Origin of the sequence: Dickeya sp. NCPPB 3274, assembly GCF_000406205.1 — a bacterium.
Lineage (GTDB): Bacteria > Pseudomonadota > Gammaproteobacteria > Enterobacterales > Enterobacteriaceae > Dickeya > Dickeya fangzhongdai.
In genome coordinates this window covers 205,185-218,073 of sequence record NZ_CM001979.1, presented here as the reverse complement: position 1 = coordinate 218,073, position 12,889 = coordinate 205,185, and the positions used below count along the sequence as shown (strand labels likewise).

Genomic DNA, 12,889 nt, shown 5'->3' with positions numbered 1-12,889 from the left:
TCGTCGCCCCGGATAAACAAGATGGCGCGCAAGATTGCACAACGCATCCGCGCACAGTACCGTGACGGCAGACAAACCCTCATGCATGACGTAAGACCTTCATGACGCATTTGAACGCAGAGACCATGCCCGTTGTTCAGGTTGCCTTGCCGGTACCGCTGACGCGCACGTTTGATTACCGGCTGCCGCAAGGCGTGACGCCGCCGGTGCCGGGCGTGCGCGTCAGCGTTCCCTTCGGCAACCGTAAGATGATCGGTATCGTCACTGCCCTGAGCGCCGGCAGCGAACTGCCGCTGGAACAGCTTAAACCGCTGCACGGCGTGCTCGACGCCGCCCCGCTGTTTCCGGACAGCCTGTGGCGCATCCTGCTGTGGGCGGCGGAGTATTACCACTATCCGCTAGGCGAGGTGCTGTTCCATGCCCTACCGATTTTGCTCCGCCAGGGGAAACCGGCCCATAGCGCGCCGCTCTGGCAATGGTTCGCGACCGAGCAGGGGCGCGCCACGCCGCTGAACGCGCTGAAACGGGCGCCCAAGCAGCAGCAGGCGCTGGCGGCGCTGCTACAAGGGCCGCTGTACCGCCATCAGGTGGCGGAAACCGAACTGACGGAAGCCGCGCTGCAGGCGCTGCGCGAAAAAGGGCTGAGCGAACTGCGCGCGCTGCCGCAGCAGGTGCAGGACTGGCGCAACGATTTCAGCCTGACGGGCGAACGCCTGCGTCTTAACACCGAACAGGCCACCGCCGTCGGCGCCATACGCAGCGAAGACGATCATTTTGCCGCCTGGCTGCTGGCGGGCATCACCGGCTCCGGCAAAACCGAGGTCTACCTCAGCGTGCTGGAAAATATTCTGGCGCAAGGCAAACAGGCGCTGGTGCTGGTGCCGGAAATCGGCCTGACGCCGCAAACCATCGCCCGCTTCCGCGATCGATTCAACGCACCGGTGGAAGCGCTGCATTCGGGGCTGAACGACGGCGAGCGGCTGTCGGTATGGCTGCGCGCCAGACAAGGCGAAGCCGCCATCGTCATCGGCACCCGTTCCGCGCTGTTTACCCCGTTTGCCCGGCTGGGGCTGATCGTCATCGACGAAGAACACGACGGCTCCTACAAGCAGCAGGAAGGCTGGCGTTATCACGCCCGCGACCTGGCGGTGTTCCGCGCCCGGCAGGAAGACATTCCCATCGTCATGGGGTCGGCCACGCCGGCGCTGGAAACGCTTTATAACGTGCAGATTGGCAAATACCGCCAGTTACGTCTTAGCAAACGCGCCGGCAATGCCCGGCTGGCGCAGCAACATTTGCTGGACCTGAAAGGACTGCCGCTGACCACCGGTTTGTCGCAGCCGTTAATCAACCGTATCCGTCATCACCTGGCCGCGGACAATCAGGTCATCCTGTTTCTCAACCGCCGGGGTTTCGCGCCGGTGGTGCTGTGCCATGAATGCGGCTGGATCGCCGAATGCCAGCGCTGCGACAGTTACTACACGCTGCACCAGCATCAACGGATGATGCGTTGCCACCACTGCGACAGCCAGCGTCCGGTACCGCAGCAATGCCCGCAGTGCGGCTCTACCCATCTGGTGCCGGTCGGCCTGGGCACCGAACAGCTGGAACAGGCGCTGCCGACGCTGTTCCCCGAGGCCCCGATCACCCGTATCGATCGCGACACCACCAGCCGCAAAGGGGCGCTGGAGCAGCAACTGGCGCAGGTCCGCCAGGGCGGCGCCCGCATTCTGATCGGCACCCAGATGCTCGCCAAGGGCCACCACTTTCCCGACGTCACGCTCGTGGCGTTGCTGGATGTCGACAGCTCGCTGTTTTCCGCCGACTTCCGCGCCACCGAACGTTTCGCCCAGCTCTACACCCAGGTGTCCGGCCGTGCCGGTCGCGCGGGCAAGGCGGGCGAAGTGGTGCTGCAAACCCATCACCCGGAACACCCGCTGTTGCAGACGTTGCTGCATCAGGGCTACGACGCGTTCGCCAGCCAGACGCTGAAAGAACGCCAGAGCGTGTTCCTGCCGCCGTTTACCAGCCATGTGCTGTTCCGGGCTGATGACCACGACAATCAGCAGGCCAGCCTGTTCCTGCAACAGCTACGCAATCTGCTGGAGGCCAGCCCGCTGCGCGACGACTCGCTGTGGCTGATGGGACCGGTGCCGGCGCTGCAGCCCAAGCGTGCCGGGCGCTTTCGCTGGCAATTGCTGCTGCAGCACCCGTCGCGCGCCACGCTGCAACGGCTGATCCGCAATTCCATGTCGTTGATCGATACCCTGCCGCAGACGCGCAAAGTGAAATGGGTGATGGATGTCGACCCGACGGACAATTGAGCCGATTCTGAGCCGCCAGAATATCTGATGCCAGCAGCAGCGGCATTTTTTGCGAACAGCCCCGAGAAACAGATAATTCAGGCTGCGCCAGCGTAAATTATTCGATAAATATTGAATGCAATCTGTTAAGAGTGATGGCGGAAGCAGTATGCTGATCAGGCGGTTGGCACAACACCAGACGCCAGGCGTCGGGGTGACAACTCGCCACCCAGTGCTATACCTGTGCATAGGGAGCCCAATACCGTCCCCGCCCGCACGGAGCAAGTCCGGTCGGAAACCCTGAACCGAACGATACTTCACGACAGCACCGCCTGGTCATGCCGCGTTTCATGACGGCGCATGGCAAAATCAGACATCCTGTAAAACGGTGGCCAGCCTTTGGTAACGGCCCCTTGACTACGGCGCCAGTAAACGCTGACGCAAGGAGGAAATGCGTTGGAGCAGAAAAAATTCATCCCGCCCGCAACAATGAAAGACGTTGCCGACCAGGCCGGCGTGTCCACCGCGACGGTGTCCCGCGCCCTGACCAATCCTGAGAAGGTGTCGGCCACCACCCGCCAAAAGGTGGAGCAGGCCGCGCTGGCGGTGGGATACTCTGCACAAAATCTTGCCCGTAATATGAAGCGGCATGAGTCAAGAACGATTCTGGCGCTCGTCCCCGATATCTGCGATCCCTTTTTCACCGAAATGCTGCGCGGTATTGAGGAAACGGCGGCGGAGCGCGGCTATCTGGTGCTGATTGGCGATTGCGCCCACCAGCGCAAAACGGAAAAGACCTTTCTGGACCTGATCACCACCCGGCAGATCGACGGCATTCTACTGCTGGGCTCGCAGTTGCCGTTTGATGCCGGCAAGGACGAACGCCGTCATCTGCCTCCGATGGTGATGGCAAATGAGTTCGCCCCTGAACTGGATATGCCCACCGTACACATCGATAACCTGACCGCGGCGTTCGAGGCCGTCAGTTATCTCAATCAACTGGGGCACCGGCGCATCGCCTGTATCGCCGGTCCGGAACAGATTCCGATCAGCGAATACCGGCTACAGGGCTATATTCAGGCGTTACGCCGCTGCGGGCTGGTGATCGACAACCAGTACATCGTGCGCGGCGATTTCAGCTATGACACCGGTTCCCGCGGCCTGGTGCGGTTGATGTCGCATCCCACGCCGCCCACCGCGATTTTCTGCCATTGCGACGTCATGGCGCTGGGGGCGTTGACGCAGGCGCGCAAAATGGGTCTGGACGTGCCGCGTGACCTGTCGCTGGTCGGGTTTGATGACATCGCGCAGGCCAGCCACTGCTTTCCGGCGCTGACCACCGTTTCCCAGCCGCGCTACGATATCGGTCGCGAAGCCATGCTATTGCTGCTGGCTCAATTGCAGCAACACAAGGTCCAGCGGGGGTCGCGGCTGATATCCAGCCAACTGATTATTCGCGACAGCACCGCCGCGCCATCCCTGCGTGTTACAGGCTTTAAGAATTCAGGTGCTGGTCAAACATTTTAGGGTTCAGTAACATGGCGACCTGTTACTTATTTTTTTCGCAACGAAACGATTGTGGCACAACGAGACTATGTCAGCCGGGGGCGTTCTGGAACGCGCCGGAAAAAAACATCCAGCCGGAAACGAGGAGGGTCCTCGGGCGCATCCAAAACGATGATAGCGCTGGCTGTTGCCGTGCTGGTCACGTTTGCCGGCGGACTCTATTTTATCGCCCACAATAAGCCGGACGAATCACCGGTCCTGCCGCATCAGGGGACCAAAGGCAACGGGTTGCCGCCCAAACCGGAAGAGCGCTGGCGTTATATCAAGGAGCTGGAAAACCGGCAGATTGGCGTCGCTTCGCCGACCGAACCCTCGGCGGGTGGAGAAATCCAGTCGACGGGCCAACTTACCGGTGAACAGCGGCAACTGCTGGAGCAGATGCAGGCGGACATGAAACGCCAACCGACCACGCTGACGGAAGTGCCTTACAACGATCAAAGCCAGATGCCGGCCCGCACCTCGGTAGCGCCCAGGCCGCAGACGGTTGTGCCGATCGTGCCCAATACCAATACCATGACGCCACCGCCGACGCCGCGTACCACGACTGCCGTTCCGGCAGCCAGCCAGCATCATACGACGCAGGCGGCGACGCCACCGGCACAGACGGCGCAGAAACCGGTGCAGACGGAGCCCCGCAAAGAAGCCGTCAAAACGGAAACGGCAGCCAAAGAAACCGCAAAAACCGACAGCAAGACGGAGAACGCCAAGCCAGAGAAAGAGCAGCGCTGGATGGTGCAATGCGGTTCGTTCAAGACGGCAGAGCCTGCCGAATCGGTAAGAGCGGAACTGGCGTTTGCCGGCGTCGAAAGCCGTATCGCCAGCAGCGGCGGCTGGCATCGGATTATGCTCGGGCCGTACAACAGCCGTACCGTGGCCGACAAAATGGCACAAAAACTCAAAGGCATGGGGCAATCCAACTGCATCCCGTTAGCCAGCGGGGGTTGAAAACCCCCCGTCCCTCCCCCATGTTTATCGTCAATATGCCCCGCGTCCGCGCGGGGGCCTTTTTCTCAGTAACGGGGATAAACTCGTGACAACAATTGTAAGCGTACGCCGCAACGGTCAGGTCGTGATTGGCGGAGACGGGCAGGCCACCCTGGGCAACACCGTAATGAAAGGCAACGTGCGTAAAGTACGCCGTCTGTACAATGACCGGGTTATCGCCGGATTCGCTGGCGGCACCGCCGATGCGTTTACCCTGTTTGAACTGTTCGAACGTAAGCTGGAGCTGCATCAGGGGCATCTGGTGAAGGCCGCCGTGGAACTGGCTAAAGACTGGCGCACCGACCGCATGCTGCGTCGGCTGGAAGCGTTGCTGGCGGTCGCCGACGAAAACGCGTCGCTGATCATCACCGGCAACGGCGACGTGATTCAGCCGGAAAACGATCTGATCGCTATCGGCTCCGGCGGCCCCTACGCGCAGGCTGCCGCGCGCGCCCTGCTGGAAAATACCGAATTAGGCGCCCGGGAGATTGTCGAAAAATCACTGGGTATTGCGGGTGATATCTGCATCTACACCAACCAGTTCCACACGATTGAAGAATTAGCCTCCAAGGCGTAAGGATCCACTATGTCTGAAATGACCCCGCGCGAAATAGTCAGCGAGCTTGATAGCTACATCATCGGCCAGCACAAAGCGAAGCGCGCCGTGGCGATTGCCTTGCGTAACCGCTGGCGCCGCATGCAGCTGGAAGAGAGCCTGCGCCATGAAGTCACCCCGAAAAACATTCTGATGATCGGCCCGACCGGGGTGGGGAAAACCGAAATCGCCCGTCGTCTCGCCAAGCTGGCCAACGCCCCTTTCATCAAGGTGGAAGCGACCAAATTCACCGAAGTGGGCTACGTCGGCAAGGAAGTAGACTCGATTATCCGCGACCTGACCGATGTCGCCATCAAGATGGTGCGCCAGCAGTCGATGGAGAAAAACCGCTACCGCGCCGAAGAACTGGCCGAAGAGCGTATTCTGGACGTGCTGATTCCGCCGGCCAAAAACAACTGGGGCCAGACGGAAGAGAATCACGAGCCGTCTGCCGCCCGTCAGGCGTTTCGCAAGAAACTGCGCGAAGGGTCGCTTGACGATAAAGAGATCGAAATCGAGCTGGCGGCGGCTCCCGTCGGCGTCGAAATCATGGCCCCGCCGGGCATGGAAGAGATGACTAATCAGTTGCAGTCAATGTTCCAGAATCTGGCGGGTCAGAAACAGAAAAACCGCAAAATCAAGGTTCGTGAAGCCTTCAAGCTACTGGTGGAAGAAGAAGCCGCCAAGCTGGTCAACCCGGAAGAGCTTAAGCAGCAGGCGATCGAAGCGGTGGAGCAGCACGGCATCGTGTTCATCGATGAGATCGACAAGATCTGCAAACGGGGCGACACCTCCGGCCCGGACGTGTCCCGCGAAGGGGTGCAGCGCGACCTGCTGCCGCTGGTGGAAGGCTGTACCGTGTCCACCAAGCACGGCATGGTGAAAACCGACCATATCCTGTTCATCGCCTCCGGCGCGTTCCAGGTCGCCAGCCCGGCGGACTTGATCCCCGAGCTGCAAGGTCGTCTGCCGATTCGCGTGGAATTGCAGGCGCTGACCACCGAAGACTTCGAACGTATTCTGACCGAACCCAGCGCGTCGCTGACACGTCAGTATCAGGCATTGATGGAAACCGAAGGCGTCAACATCACGTTCCAGCCGGACGGTATCCGTCGTATCGCGGAAGCGGCCTGGCAGGTTAACGAGCGCACGGAGAACATCGGCGCCCGCCGTCTGCACACGGTGCTGGAGCGATTGATCGAAGAAGTCTCCTACGGCGCCAGCGAAATGAACGGCCAAACCGTGACGATCGATGCAGATTATGTACGCAGTCACCTTGATGAGTTGGTAGCAGATGAAGATCTGAGCCGATTTATCTTATAATCCGTGTTCACGGATCGCACTGATGACTGACCAGTGGGAGGCCAATGCCTCCCACTGCTGTTTTTATCACCGTCACCAGGCTTTATTTTCCAGAACTGAACGCGCCACAATCTGGCTAATACCATGGCCCATTAACACCATGACCCAATTGACACATAGCAGCAAAACCCAAGCCTGGCTGGACAGCCTGCGTCCCAAGACGCTGCCGCTGGCTTTTGCCTCCATCGTTACCGGCACCGTCATCGCCTGCTGGCACAGCAACTTCAAACCCGGCGTGGCGCTGCTGACGCTGATTACCGCCGGCCTGTTGCAAATCCTCTCCAATCTGGCTAACGACTACGGCGACGCCGTGAAAGGCAGCGACAAGGAAGACCGCATCGGCCCGCTACGCGGCATCCAGACCGGCGCCATCAGCCTGCAGGAGCTACGCAAGGCTCTGCTCATTACCGTGACGCTGACGGCGATTTCCGGCAGCGCGCTGGTGGCGCTGGCCTGTGAAAAGCCGGTGGACATCGTGGTGTTTCTGGCGCTCGGCCTGCTGGCGATTCTGGCCGCCATTACCTATACCGTCGGCAATAAACCGTATGGTTATATCGGGCTTGGCGACATCTCGGTGCTGATCTTTTTCGGCTGGCTGAGCGTGGCCGGGTCGTACTACCTGCAAACCGGCCACTTCGACAGCAGCGTCATTCTGCCCGCCACCGCCTGTGGTTTGCTGGCCGTCGCGGTGCTCAATATCAACAATCTACGCGATATCGACAGCGATCGGGAAAACGGCAAGAACACGCTGGCAGTGCGGCTCGGCGCTCACAAGGCCCGGCGCTACCACATGGTGCTGCTGATGACGGCGCCGGTCTGTCTGGCGCTGTTCGCCATGCTCTATCTGCATACGCTGGCTGGCTGGCTGTTTATTCTGGCGCTGCCGCTGCTGGTGAAGCAGGGGCGCTACGTGATGCGGGAAACCACCGCGTTCAGCATGCGACCGATGCTGGAAAAAACCGTCAAGGGCGCGTTGCTCACCAATCTGCTGTTCGCGGTGGGCGTGCTGCTGAGCTAGGCGACTGCCCGCTGAGGCTGAGTAACGGCTTGTCCCGGTTGGCAAAATCACTACCGATTACTGATGCGGGTCAAAGCCGCGGTTGATGATTTTGCCAACAACAAACAGAAAGGGATATACTCAGTCTCACACTTCCAGCGGCAACAGACGTTACTCCTATGAAATACGATACTTCCGAACTGTGTGATATCTATCATGAAGAGGTCAATGTAGTTGAGCCTCTTTTCTCCAACTTTGGCGGGCGTAGTTCATTCGGCGGCAAAATCATCACGGTGAAATGCTTTGAGGATAATGGCCTGCTGTTCGACGTGCTGGAAGAAAACGGCAGCGGGCGCGTGCTGTTGGTCGACGGCGGCGGCTCCGTTCGCCGGGCGCTGGTTGACGCTGAACTGGCGCGTCTGGCTACGCAGAACGAGTGGGAAGGCATCGTGGTGTACGGCGCGGTGCGTCAGGTCGACGACTTGTCGGAACTGGACATCGGCATTCAGGCGATGGCGGCGACCCCGGCGGGGGCGGCCAGCGAAGGCATCGGCGAAACCGATATTCGGGTGAATTTCGGCGGCGTGACCTTCTTCTCCGGTGACCATCTGTATGCCGACAATACCGGCATCATTCTGTCCGAAGACCCGCTCGATCTGGAATAACGGGTGGGCACCCAAGGGCGTCAACAGACGCCCTGTGCGCATCCCATCTATCTGACGTCGGCGATTACTGAACGTCTTCCATTTTACCCAGCAGCGCACGCAGGCGCTCTTGCCATACCAGCTGTTCCTGCTTTAACTGCTCGTTCTCGCGCATCAACGCATCACGGTTGCCCGCCATACTCTCCACTTCCTGCGACAACGTCTTGTTCTTCTCTTTCAGCTCTTCGATTTCCATCTGCAACAGCGTGATCGTGTCAATCGCCTGCTGAACTTTCGCTTCCAGCTTCTCAAACACTTCAAATGACATAACTTCTAACCCCTTTTGATCGCACGGCATAAGCCGGTTAACGCAGATGTACCACGAACGGGTGTGTCACGGACGGCATTTCATCAACAGATGCCTCACGCCTTCACACCCCGGCGCTGACGCGCCCGACGTAAACGCCAGCCAAATTGTATGTAGCCGGATCAGGCGTGTCCAGCACACCGCCGGTAAAACAGCGACTCTGCCTGCTTTTTCGCTCATGCGCTATCAGCACAGACTGAAAATCAGCCTGATCATTATTAAACAGTACTAATGTTAATACATTTAACACCCCTGTTAACACCCGTCCGGTAGGCAGATGGGCATTTTGTCGCTAATTACGCGAATGCGCGCATTTTCTTGACGCATCACACACATTTTGATTTCGATATTTCTCGTTTTCGAGCATTAACGATAAATTCACATCCGAAATACAAAAAGAGTCTGGCCGTGGATCCTTCCAGGACCGACGGGACAGACCAGAAACGCGCGGGTTACTCCATCGGCCTGCGTCAACCATCCATGCTGTAGCCTACAAGCAGGAACAAGCATTATGAGTCAATCTGAACTTTCTACCCTTAAAGGCCAGTGCATCGCCGAGTTTCTCGGCACTGGCCTGTTGATTTTCTTTGGCGTTGGCTGTGTGGCGGCTTTGAAACTGGCGGGCGCCAGCTTCGGGCAATGGGAAATCAGCATTATCTGGGGGTTGGGCGTCGCTATGGCGATCTACCTGACCGCCGCGATTTCCGGCGCGCACCTCAATCCGGCGGTGACCATTGCCCTATGGCTGTTCGCCTGCTTCGACGGCCGCAAAGTGATGCCGTATATCCTCTCGCAAGTGGCCGGCGCATTTTGCTCGGCGGCGCTGGTCTACGGCCTCTATCACAACCTGTTCGACAATATCGAGCAGACGCACAATATGGTGCGCGGCAGTGTGGAAAGCCTCGATCTGGCCGGTATCTTCTCCACCTACCCCAACCCGCATATTTCGGTATTGCAGGCATTCCTGGTGGAAATGGTCATCACCTCCATTCTGATGTGCCTGATTCTGGCGCTGACCGACGACGGCAACGGCATTCCGCGCGGGCCGCTGGCGCCGTTGTTGATCGGTATTCTGATAGCGGTGATCGGCGCATCGATGGGGCCGTTGACCGGATTTGCCATGAACCCGGCGCGTGACGCGGGTCCGAAGCTGTTTGCCTATTTCGCCGGCTGGGGCAAGATTGCACTGACCGGCGGGCGCGATATTCCTTATATGCTGATACCGATTTTCGGCCCGATTGTCGGCGCCTGTCTGGGCGCGTTCGGCTATCGCACCCTGATTGGCCGCAACCTGCCCTGCGATGTCTGCGCGACAGACAACGACACGGCAGCGTCAGCCCAAACCCGTAAGGTCTAACCCTACTCCGCTCACAGGATTACGTTTATGAACCAGGAAAAAAAATACATCGTCGCGCTCGACCAGGGAACCACCAGCTCACGGGCTGTCGTACTGGACCATGACGCCAACATCGTCAGCGTATCCCAGCGGGAATTTACCCAGATCTACCCCAAAGCGGGCTGGGTAGAACACGACCCGATGGAAATCTGGGCCTCGCAAAGCTCCACGCTGGTGGAAGCGCTGGCGAAAGCCGGCATCAGCAGCGACGAGATCGCCGGCATCGGCATCACCAACCAGCGTGAAACCGCCGTGGTATGGGAAAAAGAAACCGGCAAACCCATCTACAACGCCATCGTCTGGCAATGCCGCCGCTCCGCCGACATTTGCGAAAAGCTGAAAAAAGACGGGCTGGAAGAGTACATCCGCGCCAACACCGGCCTGGTGGTCGACCCGTATTTTTCCGGCACCAAGGTCAAATGGATCCTCGACCATGTGGAAGGCTCGCGTGAACGCGCCCGCCGCGGCGAGCTGCTGTTCGGCACCATCGACACCTGGCTTATCTGGAAAATGACTCAGGGCCGCGTCCACGTCACTGATTACACCAACGCCTCCCGCACCATGTTGTTCAACATCCATACGCTGGACTGGGACGAACGCATGCTGGAAGTGCTGGATATCCCGCGCGCCATGCTGCCGCAGGTGCGCCCGTCCTCCGAGGTTTACGGCCAGACCAACATCGGCGGCAAAGGCGGCACCCGCATTCCCATCGCCGGTATCGCCGGCGACCAGCAGGCGGCGCTGTACGGCCAACTGTGCGTACATCCCGGCATGGCGAAAAACACCTACGGCACCGGCTGCTTCCTGCTGATGAACACCGGCACCGAAGCGGTACGCTCCAAACACGGCCTGCTGACCACCATCGCCTGCGGCCCGCGCGGCGAAGTGAACTATGCGCTGGAAGGCGCGGTATTTATCGGCGGCGCGTCGATCCAGTGGCTGCGCGACGAACTGAAACTGATTGGCGACGCGATGGACTCCGAATACTTCGCCACCAAGGTGAAAGACAGCAATGGCGTCTATGTGGTGCCGGCGTTTACCGGGCTGGGCGCGCCCTACTGGGACCCGTACGCCCGCGGCGCGATTTTCGGCCTGACCCGCGGCGTTAACGCCAATCACATCATCCGCGCCACGCTGGAATCCATCGCCTACCAGACCCGCGACGTGCTGGACGCGATGCAGGCCGACGCCGATACTCGCCTGCAATCGCTGCGGGTGGACGGCGGCGCGGTCGCCAACAACTTCCTGATGCAGTTCCAGTCCGACATTCTGGGCACCCGCGTCGAGCGTCCGCAGGTGCGTGAATCCACCGCGCTGGGCGCGGCATTCCTCGCCGGTCTGGCGACGGGTTTCTGGAATGATCTGGACGAAGTGAAGAGCAAGACCGCCATCGAGCGGGAGTTCCGTCCCAGCATTGAAACCGTGGAGCGCAACTTCCGTTACCGCGGCTGGCAAAAAGCGGTGGAACGCGCCCGCGCGTGGGAAGAACACGACGAGTAAAATCATCGCTATCCTTGATCGGGCGCGGCTATCGCGCCCTTTTTCCTTCCACCTCGCCCCTCGTCCGCCATCACGCCTGTGCTACCATAATGCCCCGATAATTCCTTTACTCCCCGTTCAAGACAGGTACCCATGAAACGTGAATTAGCCATCGAATTCTCCCGCGTTACCGAAGCGGCCGCGCTGGCCGGTTACAAATGGCTGGGCCGTGGCGATAAGAACGCCGCCGACAACGCTGCGGTGCAGGCGATGCGTATCATGCTCAATCAGGTCGACATCAACGGCCGCATCGTCATCGGCGAAGGCGAAATCGATGAAGCGCCGATGCTCTACATCGGCGAGCAGGTGGGTACCGGACACGGCGACGCGGTAGATATCGCCGTCGATCCGATCGAAGGCACCCGCATGACGGCGATGGGGCAGGCTAACGCGCTGGCGGTACTGGCGGTGGGTGAACAGGGGGCATTCCTGCACGCGCCCGACATGTACATGGAAAAGCTGATTGTCGGCCCGCAGGCCAAAGGCGCTATCGACCTTGATCGCCCGCTGGAAGACAACCTGAAACGGGTTGCGGAACGATTGGGCAAGCCACTCGGCGAACTCACCGTGATCACGCTGGCCAAACCGCGCCACGATCGGGTGATCGCCGACATGCAGCGGCTGGGCGTAAAAGTGTTCGCCATTCCTGATGGCGACGTGGCCGCCTCGATTCTGACCTGTATGCCGGAAAGCGAGGTCGATGTGCTCTATGGCATCGGCGGCGCGCCGGAAGGCGTGATCTCAGCGGCGGTGATCCGCGCGCTGGACGGCGACATGCAGGGACGTCTACTGGCCCGTCATCAGGTGAAGGAAGACAATGCGGAAAACCGTCGGCTGGGCGAGCAGGAACTGGCGCGCTGCCGTGAAATGGGCATCGAAGCCGGTAAGGTGCTGATGCTGGGCGACATGGCGCGCAACGACAACGTGATATTTTCCGCCACCGGCATCACCAAGGGCGATCTGCTCGACGGCATTTCCCGCCGCGGCAACATCGCCACCACCGAAACCCTGCTGATCCGCGGCAAGTCGCGCACCATCCGCCGCATCAGTTCCACCCATTATCTGGACCGCAAGGATCAGGCGCTGCACGCCTTTTTGCTGTAGCCGCGGCAAGGCACGAATTGTTTCACTGTTGT

The 12,889-nt window shown here is 59.8% G+C and carries 11 protein-coding genes; 10 read left to right on the top strand and 1 reads right to left on the bottom strand.

The window, feature by feature from the left end:
• Positions 1-125 precede the first annotated feature (125 nt).
• The 7 genes from priA to rraA all read left to right on the top strand — a co-directional run bounded on the left by priA (position 126) and on the right by rraA (position 8,472).
• Entirely contained in the window at positions 126-2,324 is a 2,199-nt protein-coding gene (priA, locus tag DXX3274_RS01635; protein ID WP_042861799.1) for a primosomal protein N', read from the top strand.
• A gap of 435 nt (positions 2,325-2,759) precedes the next feature.
• Complete coding sequence (gene cytR / locus DXX3274_RS01630) at positions 2,760-3,830, top strand: DNA-binding transcriptional regulator CytR (RefSeq protein WP_039694876.1); 1,071 nt, start codon at positions 2,760-2,762, stop codon at positions 3,828-3,830.
• A 51-nt stretch (positions 3,831-3,881) separates the two neighbouring features.
• Positions 3,882-4,814 carry a cell division protein FtsN gene (gene ftsN / locus DXX3274_RS01625; RefSeq protein WP_071603892.1) on the top strand — a complete coding sequence of 311 codons (933 nt, stop codon included), beginning with the start codon at positions 3,882-3,884 and terminating at the stop codon, positions 4,812-4,814.
• An 85-nt stretch (positions 4,815-4,899) separates the two neighbouring features.
• Positions 4,900-5,430, top strand: a complete 531-nt coding sequence (hslV, locus tag DXX3274_RS01620) for an ATP-dependent protease subunit HslV (RefSeq protein WP_042858222.1) — start codon at positions 4,900-4,902, stop codon at positions 5,428-5,430.
• A gap of 9 nt (positions 5,431-5,439) precedes the next feature.
• Positions 5,440-6,771 (top strand): HslU--HslV peptidase ATPase subunit, encoded by a 1,332-nt coding sequence (gene hslU, locus DXX3274_RS01615; RefSeq protein WP_042858221.1) that lies wholly within the window; start codon positions 5,440-5,442, stop codon positions 6,769-6,771.
• Positions 6,772-6,910: 139 nt separating this feature from the next.
• Positions 6,911-7,828 (top strand): 1,4-dihydroxy-2-naphthoate polyprenyltransferase, encoded by a 918-nt coding sequence (locus DXX3274_RS01610; RefSeq protein WP_042858220.1) that lies wholly within the window; start codon positions 6,911-6,913, stop codon positions 7,826-7,828.
• Between the two features lie 158 nt (positions 7,829-7,986).
• Positions 7,987-8,472 carry a ribonuclease E activity regulator RraA gene (rraA, locus tag DXX3274_RS01605; RefSeq protein WP_012767894.1) on the top strand — a complete coding sequence of 162 codons (486 nt, stop codon included), beginning with the start codon at positions 7,987-7,989 and terminating at the stop codon, positions 8,470-8,472.
• A gap of 64 nt (positions 8,473-8,536) precedes the next feature.
• Here rraA and zapB read toward each other — a convergent pair whose 3' ends face one another.
• Complete coding sequence (gene zapB, locus DXX3274_RS01600; RefSeq protein WP_042858219.1) at positions 8,537-8,779, bottom strand: cell division protein ZapB; 243 nt, start codon at positions 8,777-8,779, stop codon at positions 8,537-8,539.
• A gap of 550 nt (positions 8,780-9,329) precedes the next feature.
• On the opposite strand from zapB, the gene DXX3274_RS01595 reads away from it, so the two are divergent.
• From DXX3274_RS01595 to glpX, 3 genes are all read left to right on the top strand, one after another.
• The gene (locus DXX3274_RS01595) at positions 9,330-10,175 is read left to right on the top strand and encodes an MIP/aquaporin family protein (protein WP_042858218.1); all 846 of its coding nucleotides are present in this window, start codon (positions 9,330-9,332) and stop codon (positions 10,173-10,175) included.
• A 27-nt stretch (positions 10,176-10,202) separates the two neighbouring features.
• Complete coding sequence (gene glpK, locus DXX3274_RS01590) at positions 10,203-11,714, top strand: glycerol kinase GlpK (RefSeq protein ID WP_038917484.1); 1,512 nt, start codon at positions 10,203-10,205, stop codon at positions 11,712-11,714.
• 132 nt (positions 11,715-11,846) lie between these two features.
• Entirely contained in the window at positions 11,847-12,857 is a 1,011-nt protein-coding gene (gene glpX, locus DXX3274_RS01585; RefSeq protein ID WP_038664536.1) for a class II fructose-bisphosphatase, read from the top strand.
• Positions 12,858-12,889: the final 32 nt, after the last annotated feature.

What these genes read in the sequence shown, in the direction of transcription:
- priA (WP_042861799.1), top strand. Translation starts at nt 126, where the DNA reads ATGCCCGTTGTTCAGGTTGCCTTGCCGGTACCGCTGACGCGCACGTTT.
- hslU (WP_042858221.1), top strand. Translation starts at nt 5,440, where the DNA reads ATGTCTGAAATGACCCCGCGCGAAATAGTCAGCGAGCTTGATAGCTAC.
- DXX3274_RS01610 (WP_042858220.1), top strand. Translation starts at nt 6,911, where the DNA reads ATGACCCAATTGACACATAGCAGCAAAACCCAAGCCTGGCTGGACAGC.
- rraA (WP_012767894.1), top strand. Translation starts at nt 7,987, where the DNA reads ATGAAATACGATACTTCCGAACTGTGTGATATCTATCATGAAGAGGTC.
- zapB (WP_042858219.1), bottom strand. Translation starts at nt 8,779, where the DNA reads ATGTCATTTGAAGTGTTTGAGAAGCTGGAAGCGAAAGTTCAGCAGGCG.
- DXX3274_RS01595 (WP_042858218.1), top strand. Translation starts at nt 9,330, where the DNA reads ATGAGTCAATCTGAACTTTCTACCCTTAAAGGCCAGTGCATCGCCGAG.
- glpK (WP_038917484.1), top strand. Translation starts at nt 10,203, where the DNA reads ATGAACCAGGAAAAAAAATACATCGTCGCGCTCGACCAGGGAACCACC.
- glpX (WP_038664536.1), top strand. Translation starts at nt 11,847, where the DNA reads ATGAAACGTGAATTAGCCATCGAATTCTCCCGCGTTACCGAAGCGGCC.